This is a genomic window from Bradyrhizobium sp. CCBAU 53351 (genome assembly GCF_015291745.1).
Lineage (GTDB): Bacteria > Pseudomonadota > Alphaproteobacteria > Rhizobiales > Xanthobacteraceae > Bradyrhizobium.
On sequence record NZ_CP030059.1, the window covers coordinates 3,588,224 to 3,613,795 of the forward strand.

31 protein-coding genes, 1 tRNA gene and 1 pseudogene are annotated in these 25,572 nt (G+C 63.6%); 11 read left to right on the forward strand and 22 right to left on the reverse strand.

Going from position 1 to position 25,572, the window contains the following annotated elements:
* Positions 1-100 precede the first annotated feature (100 nt).
* On the reverse strand, positions 101-1,309 hold the full coding sequence (locus XH83_RS16805) for a patatin-like phospholipase family protein (RefSeq protein ID WP_194408030.1): 1,209 nt from the start codon (positions 1,307-1,309) through the stop codon (positions 101-103).
* Positions 1,310-1,501: 192 nt separating this feature from the next.
* Here XH83_RS16805 and tgt point away from each other — a divergent pair, with 192 nt between their 5' ends.
* Positions 1,502-2,647, forward strand: a complete 1,146-nt coding sequence (gene tgt, locus XH83_RS16810; protein WP_194408031.1) for a tRNA guanosine(34) transglycosylase Tgt — start codon at positions 1,502-1,504, stop codon at positions 2,645-2,647.
* Positions 2,648-2,711: 64 nt separating this feature from the next.
* Here the strand turns inward: tgt and XH83_RS16815 are convergent, their stop codons facing one another.
* Positions 2,712-2,930, reverse strand: a complete 219-nt coding sequence (locus XH83_RS16815; protein ID WP_194408032.1) for a hypothetical protein — start codon at positions 2,928-2,930, stop codon at positions 2,712-2,714.
* A gap of 97 nt (positions 2,931-3,027) precedes the next feature.
* Positions 3,028-3,153, reverse strand: a complete 126-nt coding sequence (locus XH83_RS40205) for a hypothetical protein (protein WP_256438964.1) — start codon at positions 3,151-3,153, stop codon at positions 3,028-3,030.
* Here XH83_RS40205 and cysK point away from each other — a divergent pair.
* Complete coding sequence (gene cysK, locus XH83_RS16820) at positions 3,152-4,129, forward strand: cysteine synthase A (protein ID WP_194408033.1); 978 nt, start codon at positions 3,152-3,154, stop codon at positions 4,127-4,129. The genes XH83_RS40205 and cysK overlap by 2 nt on opposite strands.
* Before the next feature lie 3 nt (positions 4,130-4,132).
* A complete protein-coding gene (locus XH83_RS16825; RefSeq protein WP_100174824.1) occupies positions 4,133-4,375 on the forward strand; it encodes a BrnA antitoxin family protein in 243 nt (80 codons plus the stop codon).
* An 84-nt stretch (positions 4,376-4,459) separates the two neighbouring features.
* Here XH83_RS16825 and XH83_RS16830 read toward each other — a convergent pair whose 3' ends face one another.
* The gene (locus XH83_RS16830) at positions 4,460-5,890 is read right to left on the reverse strand and encodes a caspase family protein (RefSeq protein ID WP_194408034.1); all 1,431 of its coding nucleotides are present in this window, start codon (positions 5,888-5,890) and stop codon (positions 4,460-4,462) included.
* Positions 5,891-6,092: 202 nt separating this feature from the next.
* On the reverse strand, positions 6,093-6,968 hold the full coding sequence (locus XH83_RS16835) for a DMT family transporter (protein ID WP_194408035.1): 876 nt from the start codon (positions 6,966-6,968) through the stop codon (positions 6,093-6,095).
* A 149-nt stretch (positions 6,969-7,117) separates the two neighbouring features.
* On the opposite strand from XH83_RS16835, the gene XH83_RS16840 reads away from it, so the two are divergent.
* On the forward strand, positions 7,118-7,516 hold the full coding sequence (locus tag XH83_RS16840; protein ID WP_194408036.1) for a RidA family protein: 399 nt from the start codon (positions 7,118-7,120) through the stop codon (positions 7,514-7,516).
* Between the two features lie 51 nt (positions 7,517-7,567).
* On the opposite strand, the gene XH83_RS16845 is transcribed toward XH83_RS16840, so the two are convergent.
* The 3 genes from XH83_RS16845 to XH83_RS16855 form a co-directional block, all read right to left on the reverse strand.
* Positions 7,568-8,113 (reverse strand): hypothetical protein, encoded by a 546-nt coding sequence (locus XH83_RS16845; RefSeq protein WP_194408037.1) that lies wholly within the window; start codon positions 8,111-8,113, stop codon positions 7,568-7,570.
* Positions 8,058-8,408, reverse strand: coding sequence for a hypothetical protein (locus XH83_RS16850; protein ID WP_194408038.1), 351 nt, complete (start codon positions 8,406-8,408; stop codon positions 8,058-8,060). The genes XH83_RS16845 and XH83_RS16850 overlap by 56 nt, the downstream gene beginning before the upstream one ends.
* Positions 8,409-8,616: 208 nt before the next feature.
* Positions 8,617-9,204 (reverse strand): formyltransferase family protein, encoded by a 588-nt coding sequence (locus XH83_RS16855; RefSeq protein WP_194408039.1) that lies wholly within the window; start codon positions 9,202-9,204, stop codon positions 8,617-8,619.
* Between the two features lie 342 nt (positions 9,205-9,546).
* Between XH83_RS16855 and XH83_RS40210 the strand changes: the two genes are divergently transcribed.
* The 3 genes from XH83_RS40210 to XH83_RS16870 all read left to right on the forward strand — a co-directional run bounded on the left by XH83_RS40210 (position 9,547) and on the right by XH83_RS16870 (position 10,819).
* A complete protein-coding gene (locus XH83_RS40210; RefSeq protein WP_256438965.1) occupies positions 9,547-9,681 on the forward strand; it encodes a hypothetical protein in 135 nt (44 codons plus the stop codon).
* Positions 9,682-10,017: 336 nt separating this feature from the next.
* Positions 10,018-10,236, forward strand: coding sequence for a hypothetical protein (locus tag XH83_RS16865; protein ID WP_194408041.1), 219 nt, complete (start codon positions 10,018-10,020; stop codon positions 10,234-10,236).
* 160 nt (positions 10,237-10,396) lie between these two features.
* Positions 10,397-10,819 (forward strand): hypothetical protein, encoded by a 423-nt coding sequence (locus XH83_RS16870; RefSeq protein ID WP_194408042.1) that lies wholly within the window; start codon positions 10,397-10,399, stop codon positions 10,817-10,819.
* Positions 10,820-10,844: 25 nt separating this feature from the next.
* Here the strand turns inward: XH83_RS16870 and XH83_RS16875 are convergent, their stop codons facing one another.
* From XH83_RS16875 to XH83_RS16885, 3 genes are all read right to left on the reverse strand, one after another.
* Positions 10,845-11,147: a hypothetical protein gene (locus XH83_RS16875; protein ID WP_194408043.1), complete on the reverse strand. Its 303-nt coding sequence runs from the start codon at positions 11,145-11,147 to the stop codon at positions 10,845-10,847.
* Between the two features lie 146 nt (positions 11,148-11,293).
* The gene (locus XH83_RS16880) at positions 11,294-11,521 is read right to left on the reverse strand and encodes a hypothetical protein (RefSeq protein WP_028144530.1); all 228 of its coding nucleotides are present in this window, start codon (positions 11,519-11,521) and stop codon (positions 11,294-11,296) included.
* 166 nt (positions 11,522-11,687) lie between these two features.
* Positions 11,688-11,861 carry a hypothetical protein gene (locus tag XH83_RS16885; RefSeq protein WP_194408044.1) on the reverse strand — a complete coding sequence of 58 codons (174 nt, stop codon included), beginning with the start codon at positions 11,859-11,861 and terminating at the stop codon, positions 11,688-11,690.
* A 182-nt stretch (positions 11,862-12,043) separates the two neighbouring features.
* Here XH83_RS16885 and XH83_RS16890 point away from each other — a divergent pair, with 182 nt between their 5' ends.
* Both XH83_RS16890 and XH83_RS16895 read left to right on the forward strand, forming a co-directional pair.
* A complete protein-coding gene (locus tag XH83_RS16890; protein WP_194408045.1) occupies positions 12,044-13,129 on the forward strand; it encodes an AI-2E family transporter in 1,086 nt (361 codons plus the stop codon).
* A 130-nt stretch (positions 13,130-13,259) separates the two neighbouring features.
* Positions 13,260-13,652 carry an NUDIX hydrolase gene (locus XH83_RS16895; RefSeq protein WP_194408046.1) on the forward strand — a complete coding sequence of 131 codons (393 nt, stop codon included), beginning with the start codon at positions 13,260-13,262 and terminating at the stop codon, positions 13,650-13,652.
* Position 13,653: 1 nt separating this feature from the next.
* Here XH83_RS16895 and XH83_RS16900 read toward each other — a convergent pair whose 3' ends face one another.
* The 3 genes from XH83_RS16900 to XH83_RS16910 all read right to left on the reverse strand — a co-directional run bounded on the left by XH83_RS16900 (position 13,654) and on the right by XH83_RS16910 (position 15,266).
* Positions 13,654-13,899, reverse strand: a complete 246-nt coding sequence (locus XH83_RS16900; protein WP_371746352.1) for a hypothetical protein — start codon at positions 13,897-13,899, stop codon at positions 13,654-13,656.
* A gap of 204 nt (positions 13,900-14,103) precedes the next feature.
* Positions 14,104-14,343 carry a hypothetical protein gene (locus tag XH83_RS16905; protein ID WP_194408048.1) on the reverse strand — a complete coding sequence of 80 codons (240 nt, stop codon included), beginning with the start codon at positions 14,341-14,343 and terminating at the stop codon, positions 14,104-14,106.
* Between the two features lie 644 nt (positions 14,344-14,987).
* Positions 14,988-15,266 (reverse strand): hypothetical protein, encoded by a 279-nt coding sequence (locus tag XH83_RS16910; protein ID WP_194408518.1) that lies wholly within the window; start codon positions 15,264-15,266, stop codon positions 14,988-14,990.
* On the opposite strand from XH83_RS16910, the gene XH83_RS16915 reads away from it, so the two are divergent.
* A complete protein-coding gene (locus XH83_RS16915; RefSeq protein ID WP_194408292.1) occupies positions 15,163-18,267 on the forward strand; it encodes a DEAD/DEAH box helicase in 3,105 nt (1,034 codons plus the stop codon). The two genes, XH83_RS16910 and XH83_RS16915, sit on opposite strands and share 104 nt — an antisense overlap.
* Before the next feature lie 296 nt (positions 18,268-18,563).
* Positions 18,564-19,259, forward strand: coding sequence for a hypothetical protein (locus tag XH83_RS16920; RefSeq protein ID WP_194408049.1), 696 nt, complete (start codon positions 18,564-18,566; stop codon positions 19,257-19,259).
* A 53-nt stretch (positions 19,260-19,312) separates the two neighbouring features.
* Here XH83_RS16920 and XH83_RS16925 read toward each other — a convergent pair whose 3' ends face one another.
* The 8 genes and pseudogenes from XH83_RS16925 to XH83_RS16955 all read right to left on the reverse strand — a co-directional run bounded on the left by XH83_RS16925 (position 19,313) and on the right by XH83_RS16955 (position 25,379).
* On the reverse strand, positions 19,313-19,555 hold the full coding sequence (locus tag XH83_RS16925) for a hypothetical protein (RefSeq protein WP_194408050.1): 243 nt from the start codon (positions 19,553-19,555) through the stop codon (positions 19,313-19,315).
* Positions 19,556-19,601: 46 nt separating this feature from the next.
* A pseudogene (locus tag XH83_RS40375) lies at positions 19,602-19,655 on the reverse strand (hypothetical protein); the annotation flags it as partial.
* A gap of 122 nt (positions 19,656-19,777) precedes the next feature.
* Entirely contained in the window at positions 19,778-19,948 is a 171-nt protein-coding gene (locus XH83_RS16930; protein ID WP_194408051.1) for a hypothetical protein, read from the reverse strand.
* A gap of 515 nt (positions 19,949-20,463) precedes the next feature.
* Complete coding sequence (locus XH83_RS16935; protein WP_371746361.1) at positions 20,464-20,685, reverse strand: type II toxin-antitoxin system HicB family antitoxin; 222 nt, start codon at positions 20,683-20,685, stop codon at positions 20,464-20,466.
* Between the two features lie 39 nt (positions 20,686-20,724).
* The gene (locus XH83_RS16940) at positions 20,725-21,198 is read right to left on the reverse strand and encodes a hypothetical protein (protein WP_194408052.1); all 474 of its coding nucleotides are present in this window, start codon (positions 21,196-21,198) and stop codon (positions 20,725-20,727) included.
* Positions 21,199-21,415: 217 nt separating this feature from the next.
* Positions 21,416-21,925 carry a hypothetical protein gene (locus XH83_RS16945; protein ID WP_210347004.1) on the reverse strand — a complete coding sequence of 170 codons (510 nt, stop codon included), beginning with the start codon at positions 21,923-21,925 and terminating at the stop codon, positions 21,416-21,418.
* 395 nt (positions 21,926-22,320) lie between these two features.
* Positions 22,321-22,396, reverse strand: a tRNA-Lys gene (locus XH83_RS16950).
* Between the two features lie 316 nt (positions 22,397-22,712).
* On the reverse strand, positions 22,713-25,379 hold the full coding sequence (locus XH83_RS16955) for a glycosyltransferase (RefSeq protein WP_194408054.1): 2,667 nt from the start codon (positions 25,377-25,379) through the stop codon (positions 22,713-22,715).
* Positions 25,380-25,572 lie beyond the last annotated feature (193 nt).

Below are 25,572 nucleotides of genomic sequence, written 5' to 3' on the forward strand. Positions count from 1 at the left end.
AGTCGTCATTCGCTCTATATCGTGCAGGAGTCGATGCGTCATCGCGAATCTGGCCGAATTGGCCATATCGTCAACGGTTTCGGCGGGGCTGCGTTCCGTCTCACGGCACCGTCGAGCTCCAGGCCTGACCCGAGGCGGCCTTGTCATATCCGTATTGATAGAGCGCCCGCATATAGGCGGTGTCGAAGCCTTGCGACGGCGGCGGCGGATAGTCGCGCGCGATGTAGGAGAGATGAAAGCCGAGACGGTTGCGCTTGGCGAAATCATAAGTCGAGAAGATGATCGAGCGCGTCTGTGACTGGGTGATCGCCGACAGGCTGCGCGAGGCGACATCGATGGTGCCGTTGGAGACGAGCTCGAAATTGCGTTCGATCTTCTTGTTGACGAGGATGTAGATGTCCATCCTCGCGCTGCCCGGCAGTCGGTTGCCCTGGAATAGCAGGGCTTCCGGCAGCGTCAGCACCGGCGCGGTCACGCCACCGTCGACGTGCATCTCCTGAAACTTGCGGCCCTGGCCCTCGGCGTCGATCATGATGGGCGGAAACACCAGGGGAATGCTGGCGGAGGCCGCCATCACGTCGCGAAACAGCTTGACCGCTTCGGGCGTGCCGACCGCGGCGATCTTGCCCATGTCCCAGATCGCGGTGCGCTGGGTGTCGAGATCGGTCGTCACCACCAACAGCTTCCGGCCCTTGGCGTTTTCGCGCGCGACTTGCGCCACGATCTCCGGCCCGACATAGCGCGCCACGAGCTCGCGCAGCCGCGTGTTGCCGAACAGGCCGGATCCGAACAGCACGCGCATGATGCTGGGATCGCTGAGCAGGCTTTCCGCGATGCCGGTGGTGTAGACCTCTTTCAGCGTGTCGTCGTATTGCGAACCCAGAAACGCGAACGGCGCGATCAGGCCGCCGGTGCTCACGCCCGAGACGACGGAGAAAGTGGGGCGGGTTCTCGCCGCGGTCCAGCCGTTGAGCACGCCGACGCCGTAGGCGCCATCGGCGCCGCCGCCGGACAGCGCCAGATAGGACTTCGTCGCGTAGCTGGTGTCTTTCTCGAAGCTGAATTTCGTGACGGGGTCGTCGGCGTAGCGCCTGAGGCCGTCGATATCGAGCACGCGCGAGGTGCTGGCTTCTGCAGCCGTATAGGGCGTGCGGGGCAGGGAGGTGCAGGCGGCGAGCGCCAGGCCGCACGTCAGGACCAGGACTCCGATCAGGCTGCGGCCTGCCTGCCTGATCCGGTCACGGGAACGGCCGGGGACATCAGTCGAACACGAAGGAAGGGGCATTGTCGGCGGCTGGCGATCACACATTTGACGCCGCCGGCGCATTTCGCCGCAGCATCTCGTCCAGCCCCGTAGTAAAACTACACGGTATCGTTTTGTTTAACAAGACTGGCGGGGTGAATATTCGCGGCGATTGTGTCCCAGTCTGAGGCACCGACTGGCCGCTGCGCAGGTCTATGCGGGTTGATCGGCTTCCTCCGACACGCAATAAGCACGGCCATGAATCCCGACAATGACCTCCCCAATCACTTTGAGTTGCTCGCCACCGATGGCGCCGCGCGCACCGGACGCCTGACCACGCCGCACGGCGTGGTGCGGACGCCGGCCTTCATGCCGGTCGGTACCGCGGGTGCCATGAAGGGCATGCACTGGCGCGAGGTACGCGATGCCGGCGCCGACATTGTGCTCGGCAACACCTATCATTTGATGCTGCGTCCGAGCGCCGAGCGGATCGCGGCACTCGGCGGCTTGCAGCGGTTCACCGGCTGGAACGGGCCGATGCTGACGGATTCCGGCGGCTTCCAGGTGATGTCGCTGGCGGACCTGCGCAAGATCAGCGAGCACGCCGTCACCTTCCGCTCGCATATCGACGGTGCCAAGGTCGAGCTGTCGCCGGAGCGCTCGATCGAGGTGCAGCGCCTGCTCGGCTCGGACATCGCCATGCAGATGGACGAGTGCGTGCGGCTGCCGGCCGAGCACGCCGACATCGAGCGCGCCATGCAATTGTCGCTGCGCTGGGCCGAGCGCTCGAAGCGCGCCTTCGAGAACGCTCCCGACGGCTACATGCTGTTCGGCATCGTGCAGGGCGGCGACGTGCCGCAACTGCGGCACGTGAGTGCGCAAGGCCTGGTCGCAATCGGCTTCCATGGCTATGCGATCGGCGGCCTTGCCGTCGGCGAGCCGCAGGCGGTGATGCTGGCGATGATCGACGAGACCGCGCCGGTGCTGCCGAAAGAGCGCCCGCGCTATCTGATGGGCGTCGGCACGCCCGACGACATCCTCGAAGCCGTGAAGCGCGGCATCGACATGTTCGATTGCGTGATGCCGACGCGCAATGGCCGGCACGGCGTCGCCTTCACCCGCTTCGGTCAGGTGAACCTCCGCAACGCGCGCCACGCCGACGATCCGCGCCCGCTGGATGAGGAGAGCTCATGGCCGTCGGCGCGCAACTGCGCGCGCGCCTATCTGCACCATCTCGTCAAGGCGGGCGAGACGCTCGGGGCGATGCTGTTGTCCGAAATCAATATCGCTTACTACCAGTTCCTGATGCTGGGCATCAGGGACGCGATCGCACAGGGAAAATTCGAGGAGTTCTATCAGCGTACGCGCGAGGACTGGGCGAAGGGCGACATCGCCCCGCGCTAGAGCAAAGCATGATCCGGAAAAGTGTGAAGCGGTTTTCCGACGAGATCATGCTCAGGTAATGACGCTAATTGCACACGAACCGGGTCTTGACGGCATGCTTGGTGACGAAGCCATAGCCGCAATTATCGCAGGTCCAGAGATAGCTGATCATTTGGTCCGAGACGTAGGCGGATGCTTCGGCGGCGACCATGGAATCGGCGCAGACGGGACAGGTGGGCAACTCGCTGCAACGCGGATCGCGGTTCGGCGCGACGGTCGACAACACTTCAGCAACTGCTGACATCGTGGTGACCTCCCTGCTTTGAGACATAAGTCTAACATAAGCAGAAGCTGTTGACGAGGTCGCAACACAAATGCGTTGGTTTTCTGATGTTTGCAGCTCACGCGATTTTGCGATGCAGCGTATTTAACATGTGCCGCATTGCCGCTTGCGCGTCGCCGCAAGCTGTCTGTAACTGCGCAAGAGCGCGATAGAACTGCAAATCGTCGCCATAGGAGTTCATCATGGACGCATCGTCCAACACGGGTGCAGCGCACCAACCCGGCCGTGGCCGGATCTATGACTCGATCGTCGAGGCCTTCGGCAACACGCCGATCGTGCGCTTGCGTCGGCTGCCCGGAATGCACGGCGTGAATGCGACGATTTTGGCAAAACTTGAATATTTCAATCCGGCCGCAAGCGTGAAGGACCGCATCGGCGCGGCCATGATCATCGCGATGGAGAAGGCCGGCATCGTCAAGCCCGACACCGTGCTGATCGAGCCGACTTCCGGCAATACCGGCATTGCGCTGGCCTTCGTGGCGGCGTCGCGCGGCTACCGCCTCAAGCTGGTGATGCCGGAATCGATGTCGATCGAGCGGCGCAAGATGCTGGCCTTTCTCGGGGCCGAACTGGTGTTGACGCCGGCCGCGCAAGGCATGAAGGGCGCGATCGCCGCCGCCGAGGAGCTGTTGAAGACGACGCCGAACTCGGTGATGCCGCAGCAGTTCAAGAACCTCGCCAATCCCGAGGTGCACCGCCGCACCACCGCGGAGGAGATCTGGAACGACACCGCCGGCGATATCGACTTCTTCGTCGCCGGTGTCGGTACCGGCGGCACGATCACCGGCGTCGGCCAGGTGCTCAAACCGCGCAAGGCCTCACTTCGCGTCGTCGCGGTCGAGCCGGAGGAGAGCCCGGTGCTGTCAGGGGGGCAGCATACGCCGCACAAGATCCAGGGCATCGGCGCCGGGTTCGTCCCTGACATCCTCGACCGCGCGGTGATCGACGAGATCGTGAAGATCAACTCGACGACGGCGATCGAGACCGCCCGCGCGCTGGCGCGGCATGAAGGCATTCCGGGCGGCATCTCCTCTGGAGCTGCGATTGCGGCCGCGCTTGAGATTGGCAAGCGGCCGGAAGCCGCCGGCAAGACCATCCTGGCGATCGTGCCGTCCTTCTCCGAGCGGTATCTTTCGACAGCCTTGTTTGAGGGGATCTAGGACATGGCGGACCAACCACCGCGGCGGCCGCGCACGCTCGGCGATGCCAGGACTGAAGCTGAGGCAGCGTTCAAGAAGGTGACGGCCAAGGTCGCCGCGGCGCCGCCCAAGCAGAACGTCGCTCCCGGCATCAAGGAGCAGGTCACGCTGCGCATCGACCAGGACGTGCTGGAGTTCTTCCAGGAAGGCGGCCCCGGCTGGCAGGACCGCATCAACGAGGCGCTGCGAAAGGCCGCGGGGAAGTAGCGACAGCTCTCGCCTGCGAGAACGGTCAACGAAAAAAGCCCGGCGCGAGCCGGGCTTCTGTGGTTCTTAGATCGGCATCTCGCCTCAGCGGCGGAACATGCCGCCCATCATGCCGCCGACGACGCCGCCGACGAAGGCCGCTCCGGCGGCATCGCCGGGATTGCTGCGATGGGGCGCCGGTGCCGGCGCGCTGCTCTGGGCCGGGGCACTGGCGGCGCGCCGGGCGGGCTTCTGGCTGGTGTCGCTCGCGGTCGCCGGGGCAGCCACGATCTCCGAGAGCAGGGCCTTGTGCTGGAGCTTGTTGAGGTAGCCCGATGCGGGATAGCCGCGCGCCGTCTGCCAGCGCTTGAGCACGGATCGCGTCTCGTCATCAAACACGCCGGTCGGCTTGGTGTCGAAGCCGAGCGCCGTCAGTCGACGCTGCACGTCGCGGCGCTTGTTCTTGTCGAGGCCGGCCTGATCCTCCGTGACCTGCGTGGCCTCATCGGTGAAGGTTGCGGGATCGACGCCGGCGTTGAGCGTGCGCGTCGCGGTCGAGGGGCCGCTCTTGATGGCGGCGAGGCGTGCCAGCGCCAGCGCCTTGAACTGACCGTTCGGATAGGCGGAGAGGTAGGCGTTGAGCTCCTCAGGTTTGTTGGACTCCTTCACCGAGCGCCAATATTCGAGCTCGACGCCGTCCGAGCCGCCAGCCGCAGCCGGCACCATGCCGGAAGCGGTCGGGGCCGCATTGGCGACCTGCGTGGTCGGGGCCTGGTTGAGATAGACCGAGCCGGTCAGGTTGGTGTGGCCCCAGGGCAGCTGACCCTTGCGGGTCTCTTCATTGACCTGGGCGCGCACCGACGTCATCGCCTGCTGGATCTCGACCCCGGGCTTGGTGATGTTGTCGATCAGCGCACGGGTGAACGGGCTGTTGTTGCCCTCCTGACCGTCGAGCGCGGTCTGCCCCGGGCCGGTGGCGAATGCGATCAGGGTGCCTTCACCGGATTTCATCTCGGCGAGACCGCTCTGCACGTTGACGCTGCGGGTCGCGGAGTTCGACTTGATCTTGGCGGCGAACGGATTGTCGCGGCAGGCGTCGAGGAAGACGAGCTTGACCTTGGCATCGCCCATGGTCTGCTCGAGCGTCAGGTCGATGTTGATGGCAGCGCCCAGCTTGACGTCCATCTCCGACTTGATGTCGGCGTCGACGGGCAGCAGGTAATTCGTGCCGCTCACGGCGATGCCGTGGCCGGCATAATAGAACAGCGCGATGTCGGAGCCCTGCGCCTTGCGTCCGAAATCGAGCAGCTTTTCCGTCATCTGGTCGCGGCTGAGATTGGAGCCTTCGATCACCTCGAAGCCGACATTGCGCAGCGTCGATGCCATCGCCTTGGCGTCGATCGGCGGGTTCGGCAATTGCGCGACGTTCTTGTAGGAGCCGTTGCCGACGACGAAGGCAACGCGGCGGTCAGCCTTCGCGGCACTGACCGACAACGCCATGCACATCAGCGAAGCGAGGAGGGTGAGATAGCGCATTCTGAAATCCCCAGAATCGAATTGCAGGCAGCAACGAATTGGCAACGAACCTACACGAAGTGCCCGACCTCGCGCCACCCAAAGGGCAGGGACGTTCTGTTCAACCCGCTGCTGTGTGGCCGAATGTGCACGGTGGAGCGCCGCTCCAACGTGATCCAAATCACATGGCCACTTGATTTTGTCGCACGAGGCGGCGCGAGGTTCACTGCGCGCGGGTGGAAACCGCCGGCACCGGCTTCAAATTCAGGAGGTTGCCGCACAGGATCAACGCGGCGCCGAGCACGGTCCAGCCGTCGAGCCGCTCCGAATAGAGCAGCCAGCCGGCCGTCGCAGTCAGTGGAACCCGCAGGAAGTCCATGGGAACCACGATCGTCGCATCCGCGTACCGGAGCGCACTGGCGAGGCAATAGTGCGAGAAAGTGCCGCAGACTCCAATGACGAACAACCAACCCCACAAACGAGGCGACGGCCAGATCCACACGGCAAGCGTCGGCAGCAAGCCCACGACGGCCTGCACCACGATCATCCAGAACAGGATCGACAATGCGGTTTCGGTCCGGGTCAGCGACTTCGCCAAGATCATGGAAATGCTGAAGCCGATCGCAGCCCCGAGCGCGATCAATTGACCCGGATTGATCTCGCTGGTGGCGGGCCGAACGATCATGACGACGCCGACGATGCCGAGCGCGACGGCGGCGATCTTCCAGAGCGTCATGCGTTCAGACAGGAACGTCGCGGCCAGCACTGCGGTCCAGATCGGCATGGTGAATTCAATCGCGACGACCTGTCCGATTCCGATCAGCGTCAGTGCGTAGAACCAGCCGAGCTGGGCAAAGTAGTGGACCCCATTGCGCGCGAGGTGCTGCGGCAGGCGTTTGGTCGCGACCGCCTTGAAGCCACCGGCGCGGTAGATGATCGGGAGGAGGAGCGTGAACCCGATCACCGAGCGCACTTCCATGATCTGGAAGACGTTCAGCTCGCGCGTGGTCTCGCGCCCGGCAACCGCCATGACCAGCATCAGCGACAGCCAGCCGGCCATCCACAGTGCAGCCATCGTTTTGGACGGTGTCGTGCTCATCGCGCTGATTGCAGGAGAATGGAATGTGAAAGGACGGCCGGTATCGGCGACATCGCTGCCGTTTGCAACGTCCAAATCTGCAGATGCAGCGATGCAGGAGGTCGTGCTAGGCATCATCGAACAACGACAAAATCGGGAGAGCTTCGCTCATGCGCATCTTGCAGCCGGCCGAATGGAAGAAACCGCGTGGCTTTTCCCATGGCGTCGTGGTCGAGGGGCCGGGTCGCTGGGTGGTCCTGGCGGGCCAGACCGGCGGCGACGACACCGGCAATTATGCGCCCGACATGGCGGCGCAGGTCGAAGGTTCGCTGAGGCGGATCATCAAGCTTCTGGGTGAGGCCGGCGCAGGACCCGAGCACATCGTCCGCCTGACCTGGTACCTGACCAGCCGCAGCGAATATGAAGCAGCCGGTGCCGGCATTGGCGCTGCCTGGAAGGAAACGCTCGGGCGCAATTTCCCGCCGTCGACGCTGCTCTATATCGGCGGTCTCGTGGACGAGCGGGCCAAGGTCGAGATCGAGGTCACGGCGTTCGTGCCGGACGCATAAAAAAATCGATCCGGCGCAGGGGCCGGATCGATTGTCAGATCAACTGCCGTGCTATTTCGACAGCGAGATATTGGCGCCGCGGAACTGGCTGTCTGCGCGCATGGTGACGGTCTGCCTGTTGCCGCTCGTCTTCAGCCCGATATTGGCATTGAAGCCGGCGGCCGAGGCGACCACCTCGAAGTTCCCGCCGCCGCCGCGGCCCTGGAGCGAGCCGGAGATATTGCGGCTGGCCTCGGACCAGCTGCCGGTGATGGCGCTGCCTTCAGCCTTGACGCTGGCTGCGAGGTTGAACTTGTAAGCGTCGCTGGCGCAGGTCAGCGACATCTCCATGGTCGGACCGATCGGGGCGTATTTGGCCCGGCAGCGGATTCGTTCGGTCGAACCGTCGTCCAAGGTCACGGTGCCGGCGCCGCTCCAGCTGCCTGCCATCGGGGCGAACGGGCCGGACTGGGCCTTGCTTTCGGAGGTGACAATTCCCGCCGCAAACAAAACGGCGGCCGCCATCAGCAGCCGCCGGTTCCGGCCGTGAGCCTCGATTGGTTTATTGGCGCGACGCTTCCCATCGCCCGCTGCACGGTATGCCTGCAGATGCTCCATTCCACTTCCCCGATCCGGCGTTGCCGCTGAGTTGACCGTTAGCATATGCACCATTGATCGAAACCTTCACAAGTCCCCCACTGCCGATGGTGCCGGAAACGTTAGCGCCGGGGGCAGTGATCCTGCCGTCCGCAACCGTCAGCATGGAGCTCGCAGTCGGCTCGCAGGAGCCGCTCTTGGTCACGATCGTGACCTGCCAATTGCCGTCATAGGGGGTCTGGGCAAAGGCGGAAGCGGCGAGGGAGCCGGTGAAAACTGAAGCGGCACAGAACACCGCAATGCGAGCAAAACGCATAAATTCCGTCCTTCAATGTGTCTGATATGCTGCCGCTTATCTGGACCAAATGTGACGGAAATTTGTTGCAATGCCAAATCGAAAATTGTTCCTACGGAAACAATGGTTTATTTGCGTTTCTGGGTTCGATTTTCCAAGCAGAATCAACGCGGCTTCACGTTAAGGGTAAACGTCGGACAGAGAGCTTCAGGACAGGATTCGAAAGGCTTCACGAAAGGCTTGGCGCGGAGGTCGCGAACTGCTCGTCCTGAGTCTTGGCGGGCAGCGCCTTGTGGACCTTGGCGTAATCGATCACATCGGCCAGCAGCTTGAGGCCGAGCGGCGCCAGCGCGCGCTCCCAGAGCTCCCGCGCCGTCTCGCCCTTCTTGACGAAGCACCAATCCTGGGCGGCGATGGCACCGGCGTCCATGCGGTCGGCGAGATGGTAGATCGTGCCGCCGGCGATTGGATCGCCTTCCTTGATGGTCCATTCCACCGCAGCCTTGCCGCGATGCCGTGGCAGCAGCGACGGGTGATAGCCGATCCCGCCGAGCTTGGCGGCGGCGAGCGCGTCCTTGCCGATTCGAGCGTGGCTGTGCGCCGTGATGATCAGGTCGGTATCGGGGGCAATCTCGGAGGCGACCACCAGCTTCGGATTGGCCTGTACCACGACCTCGATGCCGGCCGCACTGGCGGTCGCGGCGAGGCGATCCTCGGCATCGGCCACCACGACCCGAACGATCGAGACGCCGTGCTCCCGGAGCATGTTCAGGGTGGTCACGCCGAAATGGCGGGAGCCGACGAGGGTAATGCGCATGGGTTTCCGATCCGGTCTCGCAACTGCGTCGTCCCCCGATAACACGTCCGGACGCCCTGTCACCACCCGCGCAGCGTTTGCAGGGGTTATCAACAATGCGCCGGGGCGCGGGCTGCGACGAACACCATGATTGCGCAGCGAGCCGTTCCGGTGCTTCCATGGCGGGCATAGCACCGGGTTAGGAGCGAGCTCATGCGAAGCGCCTGGTTTTTTCTTCTCGCGGCATTGCTCTCAATCATGCCCGCCCATGCAGGCGGGCCGTACCCGGCCGTGCCGCCGGAGACCGGGATCGCGCCATTCGTGGGGCCGACTTGGGACAGCTATCGTTGCGCGAGAGGTCCCGTGACCAATTTCTATCATCGCGCCTATTACGGCGAGGAGCCGCCGGCGCTCTATCGCGGGTACGCGTACCGGCCGTACTACCGCTACAGCGCCTACCGCAGATTGCCGCGCACTTACTTCTGCGTCACCGATTAGCGGTGCCGCGCGGTCCCGGTCGGCGGAAAGCGGCCGATAAGTCGGTTCCTGTGTTTCGTTTTTAACCGAGCCGAGCTGGGCGGGCTGATAAGGGTGCGTCCACCGGGGCTGGCGACATTTCAACCCGCATTCGTTTTCGAACCCGGCTTGGGCCGCTGACGCAATCGTCAGCGGCCTTTTCATGCCGCAAACCGTGAAATCATCGAATGGTAACGCGATCTCAATCAGCCCGGCGTATCGACGAATCCGTCGCGGATTTGTATTGCGTACCGCGACATCGAAAATGTCCCGCCGGCGTGGGTGCGCCGCGCGGGCCTTTTCGTCGGGAAAAATTTCATGCCGCGCGCGATTGAGCAGATCGTCGACAGCTATGTCCGGCTGAAGAACCGGCGCGGCCTCGATGAGTTGATGATGCACAGGCAGCGGCTCGCGGTGGAACTGAAGAGCAAATCCGGCTACGATTTCAGCCTGCCGATCGGCCAGATCGACGAGGAGATCGCGATCATCGAGGCAGGCCTCAGCCGGCTCAAGTCCGAGAATTCCACGGAGATCTAGCGCAGCCTGCGAGGCAGGCTCTCGCGAGAGTAGGGGGACGCATCGTCGCAGTGCGGCGGCCGGTTCATGCATGGTTCAGGCCGGCCGTGTCTCAATGCTCAAGTCATTTCGTGGGACACGAATCCTGCTAGGCTGGTCCCCGTGATTTGGAGGAGACGTCATGATCGAGCTCGCGCTGGCTGGCCTGATTGCGTTTGCAACCGTGCCCGCACCACCGCCGGAGCCCATGGTGGAGCAAGTTCAGTTCAGGGGTGGTCCGGGCGGACAATGTCCGGACGGCTATGATTTCAACCACTCGAACGCCCGCTGCTACCCCAACGATTATCATGCGCCGGGCGTCTACACCGGCGGGCCTGGACAAGGCTATGGACGTCGCAGCGGACAATGCCCGCACGGCTACGACTACAATTACTCGACCGGCGAATGCTATCCGAACCGTGCGCATGGGCCCGGCGCTTACGCGCGCCCCGAATACTACGGAAGCCGCGGCGGCCTGTGCCCGCATGGCTACGATTACAATTATTCGCAGGGACAGTGCTATCCAAACCGCGCACGCGCGCCCGGCATGTACCAACGCTACTGATCGCCCGGGTCGGCGCGCATGTCGCTCAATCGCGCCGGTCGCCGTCGATCACAGTGAACAGCGGCCGCGCCGGGGTCGGCTCGACCAGCAATTCCTCCACCAGCGCGGTTGCCGCGTCGACATATTTGCGTGTCGGCTTGTCGAGCGGGCGCCTGGCCTCGTCGTCGAGCGCGATCTTTGCGGCTTCGACCAGCTTGCGCATGCGCGCCGCATGGTCGTCGCCCGCCGTCAGCGTCGCGCGCGCCAGCGAGCGCAGCACGAACAGCTCACCTTCGAGGCGAAGCAGGCGGTCATTGAGCCTGGTAAGGACGGCGTTGAGGTCGGCCATGATTGCGGGTTCAGCGCGAGGATCCGTTCTGATCTAGCGGCGATCGGTGAACGGAATCCAAACGGCGCCGGTGCAATTGGGCCCATCCTGCGGTCCGTCTCGGACGACCGTGCGGGGCAATCCGAGATGCGCGCGCGACGGACAGCCTACCATTCGACGTCAGCCCAGCGCCTCCCGAACACGGGTGGCCGCGTCTTCACGGCTTGCCAGCCGAAGAAATGATGCTTGCCGGACCAGGCGTGCACCACGCCGCTGCAGATGCTGCACTTGAAACTGCCGGTATGGGCTTCGCTGTGTTCTTCCCTGGTCGCGGTGTAGTTCATGCCGCAACCCGCACAGGTGAATTCTTCGATCGTCCAGATGCTGTTGGCCATTGCACGCAATGCTTTTGGTGACCCCGATGGCACGGTAGTCACGGGCGTTTGCAGCGGCGTAAACCGGCGCGGGAAAATCCGGTTAATAGGCGTTAGCCAAGGCCGCGTGACGTCGGATGCAGCCGCAGTCGCGGGGCCTGCGGGATCGGCGCGGCCTTCACCCGGATCAGTCGCCGCTTCGCATGTCCCGGTCGATGCGCATTTGCACGCGCCTGATCGCGAGCAGCGCCAGCCTTCCTTGCACCCGCCCGGAGCGGACCTTGCCGCCGATCGCATAGGCATAGCGCCAATAGCCGGGCGCGGCATTCGGCCTCAGCGAATAGCGGATACCGCGGTGCATGCCCGTGCATGCATCGGACTGTCCGGGAGGGCGTGTCATCGTCTTTCGAATGCGGAATGGCCCGATGCGTTCCTAATCGTGGGCCCGGCCGGTTCCCGTCGGCTTGACGCCGGATGCGATGCTGGCAATAACGGCTGGGCCTCGCAAGCACCGGAAGTTGCGTTCATGCCGCAAGGAAAGCTGTGCCCGTGAAAAGTCTCCGTCAGCTCCTGACGGGAGAGGACGTCATCCAGCTCGTGATCCGGCTCGGCCTGCTCGCCCTGCTGATCATCTGGACCTTCCTGATCATCCGCCCGTTCGTGCCAATCCTGGCCTGGAGCGGGGTGCTCGCGGTTGCGTTCTATCCGGCCTTCAGCTGGGTCGCCAAGGCCCTGGGCGGCCGGCCCAGGACAGCAGCACTGATCTTGACGCTGATCACGCTCGGCATCGTCATCGGTCCGGCGACCTGGCTCGGCATCAGCGCGGTGGACGGGGTGCGCGAGCTGGCGCATCAGCTTGGCACCGGCGACCTGGCGCTTCAGGCCGCGCCCGAGCAGCTCAAGACTTGGCCGCTCGTCGGCCCCTGGCTCTACGAGCTCTGGGACCAGGCCTACACCAACGTCCGCGCGGTGGTGCGCGAGGTGGCGCCGTATCTCCAGCCGCTGGCGGGCCCGTTGCTTTCGCTTGCCGGCGATGCCGGCGTCGGCACGCTCCAGTTCCTGGTCTCGGTGTTCGTGGCCGGCTTCCTGTTTCCGCATGGGCCGCGGCTGGTCGCGGCCGGACGCGGCTTCCTGTTCCGTATCGTCCCCGAGCAGAGCGAGCATTTCCTGTCGCTCGCGGGCGCGACCATCCGCGCCGTGGCGCAGGGCGTGATCGGCGTGGCGATCGTGCAGGCGCTGCTCGCCGGCATCGGATTCAAGCTCGCCGCCGTGCCGAGCGCCGGCCTGCTCGCCTTCATCGTGCTGCTGCTCTCGATCGTGCAGATCGGCGCGTTCCTCGTGCTGCTGCCGGTCATCATCTGGATCTGGACCGCCAAGGACGTCACCACGGCGCTGCTGCTCACCGTGTTTCTCGTCCTCGTCGGTTTCATCGACACCATGTTGAAGCCGCTCGTCATGGGGCGCGGGCTGACCACTCCGACCATCGTGATCTTCGTCGGCGTGATCGGCGGCACGCTCGCCCACGGCATCGTCGGCCTGTTCATCGGACCGATCATCCTGTCGGTGGCGTGGGAAATGATGATGGCCTGGATCAGGACCGAGGACCGGGCAGGGGCGGGCAAGGACTGATCTTTCCGCCATCGACGCAATCTGCCCGCGGTACCGAGGCATCGCAGCCTGTGATCAAAGCGTGCCGCGAACTTGTCTGTTCGACTAGACAAGTTACGATCGGGACGATTCTGTTTCAACGACGGCAGCAATGGCGAAGTCTTCCAAGCTGGTTGCCGCGAGGCGCGGCAAGGTCTTGTTGGTCCGACGCCGGTCGGACGGCCTGTGGATGTTTCCGGGCGGCCGCAAGCGTGCGCGCGAGTCAGCGAAGGATTGCCTGCGACGGGAGATCAGGGAGGAGCTTCCCAAGCTGAAGCTCGGCAGGATCAGTCTCTGGAAAGAAGTGAAAGCCAGGAACAAGCGCTCCGGCCGCAAGATGAGCGACGCGATATTCATTGCCAAGACGGCCAAAGGCAGGCTGGCGATCGGCGACAAGAAGGAGATCGACCGCGCCGCCTGGCAGAAGCCGCGCGGCATCCGCCTGACCGCGACCTCGCGCTACATCCGCGACCGCCTGTTTCCGAGGAAACAGAGGCGGAGGTGAGCTAGTCCTCGCGTCCCGCCGATCGCGTCCGTCCGGCGAACCTCCTCGACTGCGTCGCGCTCGGTTCCGGTGCAGCAAGCTTTGCGGCCTCGAGCTCTCGCATCTCCTTGCGGGCTCTGCGTGCATTGCGCATCGCGCGCTTGATGAAGGGATGCTGGGAATCCTCGGCGAAGAACAGCACCACTTCGCAACTCGGACATTGCCTGGAATAGCCGTCCTGCAACCGCCCCGCGCGATCGCGAAACACGTTCTTGCACCGCGTGCACTGAATCTGGACCGAACTCATGCGCGGACAACAATGACTTCTGAAAATGGATATTCAGCTGATCCCAAATGTCTGAAGAAAGCTTGAATGCCGCGGGGCTGGATGTCGCGGAGCGCGCGCGGCCAAGCGCCGTCGGCCGGCCGCAGCCGGCATCGGAAGAATCCGATTCGACGGGCCCGCCGGCTGTTATTGCTTGGCCGCTATCATCTCCAGGCAGTGGTTGAGAAAGGCGGTGCGATCCCTCGGCAGCACCTTCTCGAGATCCGCCTTCAGCGCGCATTCGCGCTGGCGCAGCTGCTCGGCCCGGCGCTTCTCGGCGGCCTCGCGATATTCGGGAGCGACTTTGTTGGGATCGACCAGCGCCTGCGAGCGGGCCGGTGCCGTCGCAAGGACTGCGATGGCGGCGATGAAAAGGAATTGTTTCAAATGAACCTCCGTAAAAGCGGCATGGTAGCGCGCCGCGCGGGCGCGCTCAAATCAGCGGCGCGGTATCCCGCTCCGGCCCGATTGCCCGGGTCGAGCGGGCCGGCGGTCCGAAGAGCCTTTCGCCGGCTTTGGAACGACTTGGCGTGACAGGCGTCGAATCCTCGCTCTCGGCCCAGCCCCAAGCCCCCCTAAAGCCCCGGGCCGCGAGAAAACCTTCCCCACAAAGGTTGGCGACCTCAGGGCCCCCGCGCTGAGGTCGTTTGTTTTTGCTGCAAGGTGTGTGAACCAGTTCACACGCGCGCGGTGAAATCGCTGCTATGAAGACGTCATTGCTTGACCAGTTCATTTTGCTCGAAACGCCCCAGCGTGGCTCCAAGCGCTGGGGTTTTTCGTTTCTCTCCGGGGGCAGATTGTTTACAATCGCGCCAAGCGTCGCATCGACAGACGCAGCTCCCGCACCGCGCTAGTTCCGTTCCAAGAGCTCGATCGACCAGCCCTTGTGCCGGGGATCGTTGTGCCGTGCCGAACGTTGCCGCCAGGGGTGCGTTCACGGGGCAAATCTCATATGCATGGCGCGAAGTCGCCGAATCGAAAACGAAGGCGGCTGGCGTTCAGTTGACGACGGTTTACGACCAGAAACGGATTCAAGTGAGGCTTACCAAGAAGGCGCGGGTGGCCAAGAAGTCGCCGAACAAGAGGTCGCCGAAGAAGACGTTGCCGAACAGGACGTCGACAAGCAAGGCGCAGCCAATCAGGACGTCGCCAAGGACGAGCAAGGCGGTGCAGCGCGCCTCGATCTCGTCGTCGTCGCCGCTCGGGGTGCTGGCTCTGCATCTGCTTGCCCAATGGAAGCAGTCCGGACGCAGCGGCATCGTTTTTCTCGCCGAAAACGAGAACAGGGCGGAGCGGCTGGGCAGCGTCATTCACGCCCTCGACCCCTCCTGCGAAGTCCTGGTGTTTCCGCGCTTGAACACCTTGCCGTTCGACCAGCTCGAGCCTTCGCACGAGCTCGCGGGGCGCAGAGCCTCCGTCCTGGGGCGCCTCGCGAAATCCAAGAAGCCGCTGTTTCTGGTCTCGACGGCGGAAGCCGTGATGGAGCGCCTGCCGCCGCCGGCGAGCCTGTCGCGCCTCAGCGTGAGCTTGAAGGTGGGCGGCACCTTCTCCGAGCGCGAGCTCGAGACGCGTCTCGAATCCCTCGGATACGATCTCGACGACGAGCCGGATTATCCGGGCGGCGCGCTGTTCCACGGCCAGACCTTCGAGATATTCCCCGCGGGCGCGCTGGGGCCGTTCCGGATCGAGCATTCCGATCGCGCGATCAAGCGCATCGTGGCGTTCGATCCGAACGAGCACAGGATCATTTTCGAGACCAAGGAGCTTCTCGTCGATCCCATGTCGGAGCGGCTCGGCCTTGCCGGCAAACGCGGCAAGCGCGCGACGCTCTTCGACTATTGCGGGCGTGCCAAATGGATCGCCGACGCCGGGGTTCCCGCGCATGCCGACGTTTGGCTCGATACCATCGAGGAGGCCGCGCCGCGCGCCGAGCGTGAGCGCGAATATCTTGGACGGCGCGATTGGAAGCAGCTCTCCAGGGGCATGAAGGTGCTGCCGCGCGCAGCGTCCTTCCAGACCATCCCGGAGTTTTCGAAGCTGACATCCGCCAGGAAGGCGCTGCGTGCGTTCGTCGAGGAGACGCGGCGGGCAGGTTCTCGCCTTCTCCTCGTCGCTGCGCAGGAGGACGATCTGCGCGTGATGGAGCGCATGAGCGGCCTCAAGGCGCCGCGCTGCGACGATTGGGAGGAGGCGGCGAGCGGACGGAGCGGCGAGGCGGCCCTGCTGGCCGATCTCGATGCGGGCTTCATCGTGCCGGGCAAGAAGCCTCTCGTCGTCGTGACGGCCTCCGACGTGCTCGGCAGCCGGGCGCATCATCCGCAGCCGATGGCGCGCGCCTGGAGCACGGCCTTCGACCATGCCGATGTGCCCGAGCAGGGCACGGTGGTCATCCATCTGCAGCGCGGCCTCGGCGTGCTCGACGGCCTGCAGACCGTGAACACCGGCGGTGGCGCGCTGCGCGAGATGATCCGCCTGAAGTTCGCCGGCGACAATGCGGTGCTCGTGCCGCCGCCCGATCTTGCCCTAATGTGGCCCTACGCGGCCGAGCTCGGCAAGCTGGCACTCGACAAGGCGGACGGCAGCACATGGTGGGCCCGCCGCACCGCGGCCGAGCGCGAAATCCAGGTCGCCGGCAAGGCGCTCGCCAAGCACATCAGCCAGCGCCGCCGGCGGCGCGGCGAAAAGCTGGTCCCGCCGGGATCGGCCTATGAGAAGTTCGTCGCGCGTTTCCCTTACTTCACGACGACCGACCAGGCCAAGGCGATCGCCGACGTGCTGGACGATCTCGCCTCCGGTCATCCCATGGACCGGGTGATCTGCGGCGACGTCGGCTTCGGCAAGACCGAGGTGGCGCTGCGGGCGGCGGCGGCCGTGGTGCTGTCAGGCAAGCAGGTCGCGATCGCCGTGCCGACGACGGTGCTGGCCCGCCAGCATGTCGCAACCTTCCAGAAGCGCTTTGCGCCGTTCGGGATCGAGGTCGGCAATCTGTCTCGGGCAACCTCGGGCGCGCAGCTGCGGGAGACCCGGGAGGGCCTGCGCAGCGGCCGGATTAAGGTCGTGATCGGCACCCAGGCGCTCACCGGCAAGGACGTCAAGTTCAGCGATCTCGGCCTCGTCATCATCGACGAGGAGCAGCACTTTGGCGCGGCGGAGAAGGCCAAGCTCGCCCGCCTCGCCAAGAACGTCCATGTGCTGATGATGAGCGCGACGCCGATCCCGCGCACGCTTGCCGCGGGCATTGCCGGCTTCCGCGACCTCAGCGTGATCGCCTCGCCGCCGGTGCACCGGCTGCCGGTCGCGACCCGGATCGCGCCGCTGTCGGATGCCGCCATCGCCTCGGCGCTGCTGCGCGAGCAGCGGCGCCATGGCCAGAGCTTCCTGATCTGCCCGCGCATCCAGGATCTCGATCCGATGCTGGCGCGGGTGCAGGCGGTGGCGCCCGACCTGCGCATCGTCTGCCTGCACGGCAGATTGGCGGCGGACGAGATCGACGACCGCATGATGAGCTTCGTCGAGGGCAGGGCCGACGTGCTGCTCGCGACCAACATCGTCGAGAGCGGCCTCGACATCCCCCGTGCGAACACCATCGTGGTCTGCTGGCCGGAGAAGTTCGGCCTCGCCCAGCTGCATCAGCTGCGCGGGCGCGTCGGCCGAAGCGGCATCCGCGCCTTCGCCCATCTCCTGACCGAGACGGCGTCCGGACAATCCGAGAAGCGGCTGGCCGTGCTCGAGGAGTTCAGCCGCCCCGGCGCGGGCTTTGCCATCAGCGAGCGCGACCTCGATCTCAGAGGCGCGGGCGATTTGTTTTCGGAGCAGCAATCCGGCCACGTCCAGGTGTTCGGGCCGGTGCTCTACAGCCACTTGCTGAAGATGGCCTCGGAGAAGCTCGACGAAGGGCAGGCGGTGTGGGTTCCGGACCTGAACCTGCCGGTCGCGGACATGCTGCCGGAGACCTATGTGCAGTCCGAACCGGTGCGGCTCGAGCTCTATGCGCGCGCCGCACGCTGCACGGATGAGGACGACCTCGAAGACCTCGAGGAGGAAACCGCCCGCCGCTTCGGACCCTTGCCGAAGGTCGCGCGCGACTTCTTTGCTGCAGGAAGGCTCAGGATCGAATGCAAGCGCAGAGGCATCATCCGCCTCGACGTCGGCCCTGAAGCTGCGGCCGCAACGTTCCTGCCCGGACGCCTGCGGAAGTCCCGAGGCAAGTCGCTACAGCGCGACGGCGATCGCGTCGTCTATCACGCCAAGATGCAGGACGCGCCGTTCGAGCGGGTGGAGGAGCTGCTCGAGCTGCTGGACGAAGGCTAGACGCCAGGCAAAATTGCGAAAACAACCCCATGCACAGTAGCTAAGTGGCGCTGGCACAAGGCTTTTTGAATCGGGCGGGAAGGGGGCGTTTGCCCCGTCGGGCAAAACAGGATGCTCGCCAGGCCCCGTACTCGAACGGGGACGCCGCGCACGTCGGCCGGCCCAGCCGCTAACGTGGAATTAATTCAAAATGCTCACAATTTTAGGCAGTTGTGTAAGGGTGCTGCGTACAAGGACTCGTCGTAAGGGCGTTCCAAGGGCGGCTGCCTGTTGCTCGCTCATTGGGGTCCACGCACGTGACCACGACATTCGAAACGGCAAGCTTCGTCGAAGAGCTCGACGCTGTCGCCTTGGCCGACGCGGCGTCAACGCATGAATCCGAAACTCCCGAAGCTCCGGCGCCGGTCAAGCGATCCAGCCGCAAATCGATCCTGGCCTTCTCGGTATGTGCCCTCGCCATCAACGGCGCGGCGGCCATCTATACCTCGCCAACTGACTTTTCATCGCTGAACGTCAGCCGGTTGGCCGAACTGTTCCCGCGCCGCGAAGCGTCCGAGCCAAAGCCGGATCCCGTCGTCGCGGCCCTGAAGGACATTCAGTCGGCCCAGCAGCAACACACCGCGTTGCTGCAGCAGAACAATCAGGCCGCGGATCAGAACTCGGTGATGCTGCAACAGGATTCAATGCTGCTGCTGTCGCTGCGCCAGAGCATCACGGACGAACGGGTCGATGTGAGGAAGATATCGTCGCAGCTGTCCATGCTGATGGCGAAGATCGATACACTGCAAAGCACGATGACGATGTCGGACGTCACATCCTCCATTCGAAAAGCGCATGCGCGCTACGGACTGTCCGCTGCGATGCGCAAGCGAATGGTTCGGGAGCCCAAACCTGTAGGGCCTGTAGGGCCTGTAGCGCCTCTGGGGCCCGTGGGGCCGGTCTCGGTCGGAGGCGCTCCGCTGAGTGTGCCGGCCGCGACGCCTGAGAGCTGAAGCCAACGTCAAGCTGATCGGCTACGGACGACGTCCGCGGCGGATCGGCGCCGTCACTTCAGGGCGTGATCGATCTTGTGCGCCAAATGCCCGGTGTCGTGATCGCGGCGCAGCTGGCTCAGCGACGTCTCGTTCAACTGGGTCAGGATTTCGCTGAGCTGCGTCGCATCGGGATACCCCGCCGCAAAACTCTTTCCGTAGATCTTGCGCAACGTGCCGACCAGCGTGTTGCCGTGCTTCTTGCTGATCGAGCCGTCCTTGTCGCGATGGCGGCCGTCCAGCCCCGGTTCCTTCATGGGTCTCTCCCGTACGGCGTCTGAAGCGCCTGGAGAGAGCCTGCGCTCAAACCGGTGAACTGGCAATGGCACGGCGCGTCCGGTGAGGGTCGGCCACTACCTTGCGAAGTGCGCGCCTAACCTGACTGCTAAGCCGTTAAGCCGCGAAACAACCCAGCGCTGGTTCAACAATGCCTGGTCGAATGTCGGCCGAGCCGGATAACGGCAGGAGATCGCTTGGGATCAGGCGGCCTGCTCTTCGAACGAGGTGTAGACCCGGCCGGCGGGATCGACGACCTGAACGTCCCAGCAACCGTCCTCGACCAGCTCCCTGGCCTTCTTGAGGGCGGCGGCGAGTGAAGGCCGCTTGAGGCTGACGATACCCGCCGTGTCGAAACCGTTGATTTCAAACATGCCGCTCCTCCGGTTTGGGTGCGAATCCTACACGTTTCGGGCGGGTTGTCAGCGGGTTTTTGGGGCGGGGGAGCTGGCGTGGGTGCAGACGGGAGGCGCTGGCGGCGCGGCCGTTAAGCGCGCCAGCTCAGCTATCCCGGCCTCAATCGAGCGGGATGGTGTCCACCCGCAGGCAGGGACGACACTGGTAGGCGTGCACAGCGGGAAGCGTGAAGATGGACGGCAGTGTCGCCAAGAACGTCATCGGCCGTCTGCACTTGGAACAGATCAGAACGGGCGGACTGTCTTTCGCTACGCAGATCATCGCCAAAATGCCCAAGGAAGGAGGGCACATTAGGCGCATGCTGCGGGGAGTTCATCTCGGGGTGACTACTGGAGTCTATCGGAAATTGGCAGGCTCTTTCGCGACAAGGGGCCGCTGAGGATTGCTCCGAAAATTGATCGTGAATCGCAGTGGCGCTGATCGAAACGGGTGATGCGTTTCGAAGGGCTCACTGCTAACGGGCCGCGGCGGGTCAGAGATGCGAAGGCCCGGGGACAGGACGATGGTCTTCCTCGGCAGCCTCGATCCAACAGGCTATTCCATCCTGCACATTTTGCACCGCCTCGAATTCGGTCGCTCCGTCAGACATGCAGCTGGGAAGGTCGGGCACGGTCGCAACAAATCCGCCGCGGTCTTCCTCCGTCAGCGGCTCGATGATGATTTTGTAGAGGAGACGCAGCGGCGCTGCTCGCACCAACGATGGGTTTCGCAAGAGCTCGACCCATCCTACGAACTAAAAACCCATGTCCCGAAGTCCGAGGCGCCATAGTGCCTCTGACTGTGGTGTTAAAGCTTTCTCGAAGCGCGTAATCTCTGCCTCGATCGCCTTACTTATTTCTTGTCGCTCCTTGGGACCTAGTTGTTTGGTAGGGTCGTCGGTTCTCTTCGCGGTCAGATGAGAAATCTGCTGATTCATTCTCGCCTCTAAATCGTTGGCGATGAAGTTTCCATTTGGCTCATAACCCGGCTTGGTAAAGCGCCGTGGGTCGATGTCACAAGGGTCTTTGTTTTTGAAAAATTCGATAAGGTTACGCGCATGAAGATGGAAGCATTCGATGCGCATATTGCCCTCGAACCTAGAAGTCGCGCCTTCACTCAAAGCCCGGAGTGAATGTCGAAGCATGCCTACCTCGTAGCAAGCGTGACGCCTTAGCCAATAATCGGCCTCTTGGTCAGTTGCCGCATTCGGCTTTCTGATTTTTGTCATGGGACATTCCCCCGGCTGGGGTGGCTGGGGTGGCTTCAACTTGTCGCGCGGTATCCAAGCAAATAGCCCCAGCTTTGCGGTGCCATCAGGCGTAAAAGCCACATCGGTACCAAGGGTAATTTTGGTGAGGCTTACGCCTTCTTGATTGTTGGCGACGGGATGGTAGGTAAAAATCTGCGTGTCTCTAGACCTGTAGGGATGTGACGGGGTTCTTCAGCTAGCCGGCGATTTCGATCAGCTCGTCGAATTTGACGAGATCTTGCAGCTCGCGCGTCCGCATTAGAACGGCACTCACGTGATTGGTGATGTCCGTTGCTCGGACCGGCTTTCGCCGCTTCTCCATATCATCGTATCGGAAATTGAAGATGATGGGGAGTTTTGCCTCAGTGTCTTCGCACCAGTCGCCGTGAACCCAATGATTTCGCGCGCTGGCGAGTTTGCCAAGTTTCTCGATGCATTTATCGATTGCATCCCGGTCGAACGGACCAGCGTTCCACTCCAGAATAAGCGCTCGTATAAATCTCACGCGAGTATCGAGCGTGGGCATGTGGTAGTAGGCGCGCTGCATCTGATGGAGATTGTTGGCGTTCGTTACCCGCGTTAGTGCCGCGATAAGGGCAAGGTCGGCATTCGCCCAGGCAATGACCATATCCAAGGTCACCATGAAATCTCTGGTGATCAAGTACTGGGACGAGGTTGGCTCAAAGGCGGTTTCGAAGGACAACATCAAATTCCAGAAGAACTACTGGATCGACCACTTCGGGGACAAGACGGTCTCCCAGGCTACCGCCTACGAGGCGCAGAAAGAGTTTAAAGCATCTTTGCTGCAGCGTGGCTTATCAGCCTCCTCGGTGAGCAAGGTTATCGCTGCAGGGAGAGCCTCATCCCGTTTGGCGTGGAGCAAGCACGAGCTTGCTTCGATGCCGCCGTTCACCATGCTTCCGGTCGACGAGCAGGACCCCATGGGGAAGCCCATCAATGTCAGCGAAGCTGCGAAGCTGACCCGGATTCCTCGCAGAGATCTGTGCTGCCATCCAAAGCTTCTACGAGGCAGTTACCCGCCAGTGAAAAACAGGTGCTTCTTCGGCGATACGAACAAGGCACTGGCGGAGAAGGGGAATTTGGTGAGCGCGCTGGGGCTCGAACCCAGGACCCCGTGATTAAAAGTCACGTGCTCTACCGGCTGAGCTACGCGCTCCCATGGCCGCTGATGGCTTCGACGAAGGTCGCCATCGTGTTCGGACATTCGAGAAGCATGTCTTGCCGCTACGCGCGATTTGCGTCGCGGGGAAAAACCGGCTGTTTCCGGATCATGCTTTCGGCCTGCGCTGTGTAGGGGGAGTGGCTGCGCAGGTCAATAGTCCGGGGCGCTGCCGAAACTCATGGCAGCAGCGGGGATTTGCTCGCGGTCTCCGCAGCTTAGGCCGGAATTCTCAACCCGATTGGCGGGCCACCATCCACGTCGAAGAGCTCGTGACTTTTAATCACGAGGTGTCAACCGGCCGGGACGCCCGTCAGTTGGTCTCCCGCCGCACTTCGTTCGGCACTGCCTGCGGCGCGCCGACGGGGGGCAGTGCGACGGGGCGGAGGCCGATCAGCTCGGCGGTGCGGATCGCGCTGTCGCGCCAGAACTGGAACGAGTTGATGCGGCTGAGCTCTAGGATGGCGATCGCAACGGCGGCCAGGAACGGCAGGCTCTGCAGCACCAGCACGCCGGCGAAGATGTAGATCTCGGTGATCTGCCGAAAACTGTTGGAGGCGATCAGGACGCCGGCGCCGACCAGGAGCAGGGTGCCTATCACGGCCTCCCAGAACGCCTGGAACTCGATCGACATGCGGCTGAGACCGCCCTTGGAGGTGCGGGCGAAAGCGATGTGCTCGGTGATGAGGCCCTGCGCCACCGCGCGCGACACCGTCCACTGCACGCTCATCGCCGCGATCATGGCGCCCAGCATCTGGCCGGGCTTGATGGCGACGCGGGCGCGGTACATCGACAGGAAGTGCACCAGCGAGACGATGAACGCGCCGATGATCGGCAGCGTCAGGATCTTGTCGGGAATGGCGATGTCGGCGAAGGCGACGATCGGCACCCAGACGAGATTGAGCAGGGCCACCACGACGCCGAGGCTCTCGGCACCCAGCCAGTTCAGCCAACCAAGGCCGTATTCGCGCTTCTGGTCGGAGGTCAGCCGGCTCGCGCCGGGCAGGAAGCGGCGCCAGTGCTTCTTGACGATCTGCAGGCCGCCATAAGCCCAGCGGTGGCGCTGCTTCTTGAAGGCCTCGTAGGTGTCCGGCAGGAGGCCCGCGCCGTAACGGGTGTTGGTGTAGTGGGTGGTCCAGCCGAGCTCCTGGATCGCCAGGCCAAGATCGCTGTCCTCGCAGATCGTGTCGGACGACCAGCCGCCCGCCATGTCCATCGCGGCGCGGCGGATCAGGCACATCGTGCCGTGCACGATGACGGCGTTGAGCTCGTTGCGCTGGACCATGCCGATGTCGAAGAAGCCGGCATATTCGCCGTTCATGATGTAGTGCATGATCGACAGATCGCCGTCGCGGTGCTCCTGCGGCGCCTGCACGAGGCCAACGCGTGGATCGGCGAACGCGGGCACGAGGTCCTTCAACCAGTCGGGCTCGACGACATAGTCGGCATCGAGAATGCCGATGATCTCGGCATCCGCGGCAGTGCGCTCCATCGCGATGCGCAGCGCGCCCGCCTTGAAGCCCTGCACTTTCTCGGCGTTGATGAACTTGAAGCGTTCACCGAGCGCGCGGCAGTGATCCTGGATCGGCTGCCAGAACGCGGGATCCGGCGTGTTGTTGATGATGACGACGCATTCGTAGTTCGGATAGTTCAGCCGCGACAGTGCATCCAGCGTCTGCTTCAGCATATCGACAGGCTCGTAATAGGCCGGGATGTGGATCGAGACTTTCGGGCAATATCCTTCGGGCACGTTCTCGACCGGCTTGTCCCTGGTGATCAGCCGCTGCGGCGGCCGGCCGAAGGCGACCGCGGCGATCTCGTCGATGCGCGCCATCGCGATGAGGACGAGAGGAACAAGCAGGATCATGCCGAGCGTCAGCGCGAAGGCCGAGCCGAAGATGAAATAATGCCCGTTCCAGAACGCGAACACGGTCGCCGCCCAGGCGCCGACGCCGTTGGCGGTCGCCGACAGCAAGAACGCCTGTTTCGCGGTCGGCTTTTCAATCCGCAGGATCGGCAGCGACAAGAGGATGCCGACCAGCAGCGCGATGCCCATCAGCTTCCAATAGTCGGGGTTCTCGACCGGGCCGGTCCAGGCGAATTTCGGCTCGCGGCTGGCGTTGAGGATGCCCCAATACGGACCGACGCCGCCTTCGAAATACTTCCAGGGCTGATCGATGGCTTCGACGATGTTGTAGTCCATGCCAAGCGCGTCGGCGCGGCTGACGAAGTTGCGCAGTGTCAGGGCCTGCTGGAACGGACCAGGGTCCGCGTTGCGCAAATTATAACCCGCGCTCGGCCAGCCGAATTCGGCGATGACGATGCGCTTGCCCGGAAACTGATTGCGCAAAAGATTGTAGCGATCCACAGCCTGGTCGACCGCCTGGTCCGAGCGGAAATTTTCCCAATAGGGCAGGACGTGCGCGGCGATGAAATCGACGTTGGAGCCGAGCTCGGGATTGTCGCGCCAGATGTTCCAGATCTCACCGGTGGTCACGGGCACGCGGACCGCGGCCTTGACCTGCTTGATCATCTCGATGAGGTCTTCGACTTTCTGCTCGCCGCGATAGATCACCTCGTTGCCGACGACGACGCCGTTGACGTTGCTGTTCTTGCGGGCGAGGGCGATCGCGGCCTCGATCTCGCGCTTGTTGCGATCCTTGTCCTTGTCGATCCAGGCGCCGACGGTGACCTTGAGGCCGAACTCGGCCGCGATCGGCGGCACCAGTTCCACACCGCCCGTGGACGAATAAAGACGGATCGCGCGCGTCATGGTCGACAGCGTCTTGAGGTCGGCGCGGATTTTCTCGACGGTCGGGATGTTGTCGATGTCGGGGTGGGCCGAGCCCTCGAACGGCGCGTAGGACACGCTCGGCAGCAGGCCCTTGAAATCGGGCGCGGGTTCCTTGTCGCGCAGGACCCCCCATAGTCCAGCGTGAAGCGCAGACACAAGCAACAAAACGGCGGCGACAACGCGCATCGCGGCTAAACCAAAAGGGGCTGAGGGGGCAGGGAAGCGGATCCGACCCCGAGATCCGACCAAGTCCGCGGCAAAGGGAGCATATCTCCGCCGCGCGGTTTCACAACTGTCATGGCCTCATGTCCTTATGAGGGCATGGCCTTTTTCGAACGTCGCGCGGCAGTGCCAACCGCGTCTATGGCCGATCGTTCCT

Bases quoted from the DNA above. Each gene is read 5' to 3' on its own strand.
- XH83_RS16805 (WP_194408030.1), bottom strand. From the start codon at position 1,309: ATGTGTGATCGCCAGCCGCCGACAATGCCCCTTCCTTCGTGTTCGACT.
- tgt (WP_194408031.1), top strand. From the start codon at position 1,502: ATGAATCCCGACAATGACCTCCCCAATCACTTTGAGTTGCTCGCCACC.
- XH83_RS16815 (WP_194408032.1), bottom strand. From the start codon at position 2,930: ATGTCAGCAGTTGCTGAAGTGTTGTCGACCGTCGCGCCGAACCGCGAT.
- cysK (WP_194408033.1), top strand. From the start codon at position 3,152: ATGGACGCATCGTCCAACACGGGTGCAGCGCACCAACCCGGCCGTGGC.
- XH83_RS40205 (WP_256438964.1), bottom strand. From the start codon at position 3,153: ATGATGAACTCCTATGGCGACGATTTGCAGTTCTATCGCGCTCTTGCG.
- XH83_RS16825 (WP_100174824.1), top strand. From the start codon at position 4,133: ATGGCGGACCAACCACCGCGGCGGCCGCGCACGCTCGGCGATGCCAGG.
- XH83_RS16830 (WP_194408034.1), bottom strand. From the start codon at position 5,890: ATGCGCTATCTCACCCTCCTCGCTTCGCTGATGTGCATGGCGTTGTCG.
- XH83_RS16835 (WP_194408035.1), bottom strand. From the start codon at position 6,968: ATGAGCACGACACCGTCCAAAACGATGGCTGCACTGTGGATGGCCGGC.
- XH83_RS16840 (WP_194408036.1), top strand. From the start codon at position 7,118: ATGCGCATCTTGCAGCCGGCCGAATGGAAGAAACCGCGTGGCTTTTCC.
- XH83_RS16845 (WP_194408037.1), bottom strand. From the start codon at position 8,113: ATGGAGCATCTGCAGGCATACCGTGCAGCGGGCGATGGGAAGCGTCGC.
- XH83_RS16850 (WP_194408038.1), bottom strand. From the start codon at position 8,408: ATGCGTTTTGCTCGCATTGCGGTGTTCTGTGCCGCTTCAGTTTTCACC.
- XH83_RS16855 (WP_194408039.1), bottom strand. From the start codon at position 9,204: ATGCGCATTACCCTCGTCGGCTCCCGCCATTTCGGCGTGACCACCCTG.
- XH83_RS16865 (WP_194408041.1), top strand. From the start codon at position 10,018: ATGCCGCGCGCGATTGAGCAGATCGTCGACAGCTATGTCCGGCTGAAG.
- XH83_RS16870 (WP_194408042.1), top strand. From the start codon at position 10,397: ATGATCGAGCTCGCGCTGGCTGGCCTGATTGCGTTTGCAACCGTGCCC.
- XH83_RS16875 (WP_194408043.1), bottom strand. From the start codon at position 11,147: ATGGCCGACCTCAACGCCGTCCTTACCAGGCTCAATGACCGCCTGCTT.
- XH83_RS16880 (WP_028144530.1), bottom strand. From the start codon at position 11,521: ATGGCCAACAGCATCTGGACGATCGAAGAATTCACCTGTGCGGGTTGC.
- XH83_RS16885 (WP_194408044.1), bottom strand. From the start codon at position 11,861: ATGCACCGCGGTATCCGCTATTCGCTGAGGCCGAATGCCGCGCCCGGC.
- XH83_RS16895 (WP_194408046.1), top strand. From the start codon at position 13,260: ATGGCGAAGTCTTCCAAGCTGGTTGCCGCGAGGCGCGGCAAGGTCTTG.
- XH83_RS16910 (WP_194408518.1), bottom strand. From the start codon at position 15,266: ATGACGCTGCCCAGCCGCTCCGCCCTGTTCTCGTTTTCGGCGAGAAAA.
- XH83_RS16925 (WP_194408050.1), bottom strand. From the start codon at position 19,555: ATGAAGGAACCGGGGCTGGACGGCCGCCATCGCGACAAGGACGGCTCG.
- XH83_RS16930 (WP_194408051.1), bottom strand. From the start codon at position 19,948: ATGTTTGAAATCAACGGTTTCGACACGGCGGGTATCGTCAGCCTCAAG.
- XH83_RS16940 (WP_194408052.1), bottom strand. From the start codon at position 21,198: ATGACAAAAATCAGAAAGCCGAATGCGGCAACTGACCAAGAGGCCGAT.
- XH83_RS16945 (WP_210347004.1), bottom strand. From the start codon at position 21,925: ATGTTGTCCTTCGAAACCGCCTTTGAGCCAACCTCGTCCCAGTACTTG.
- XH83_RS16955 (WP_194408054.1), bottom strand. From the start codon at position 25,379: ATGCGCGTTGTCGCCGCCGTTTTGTTGCTTGTGTCTGCGCTTCACGCT.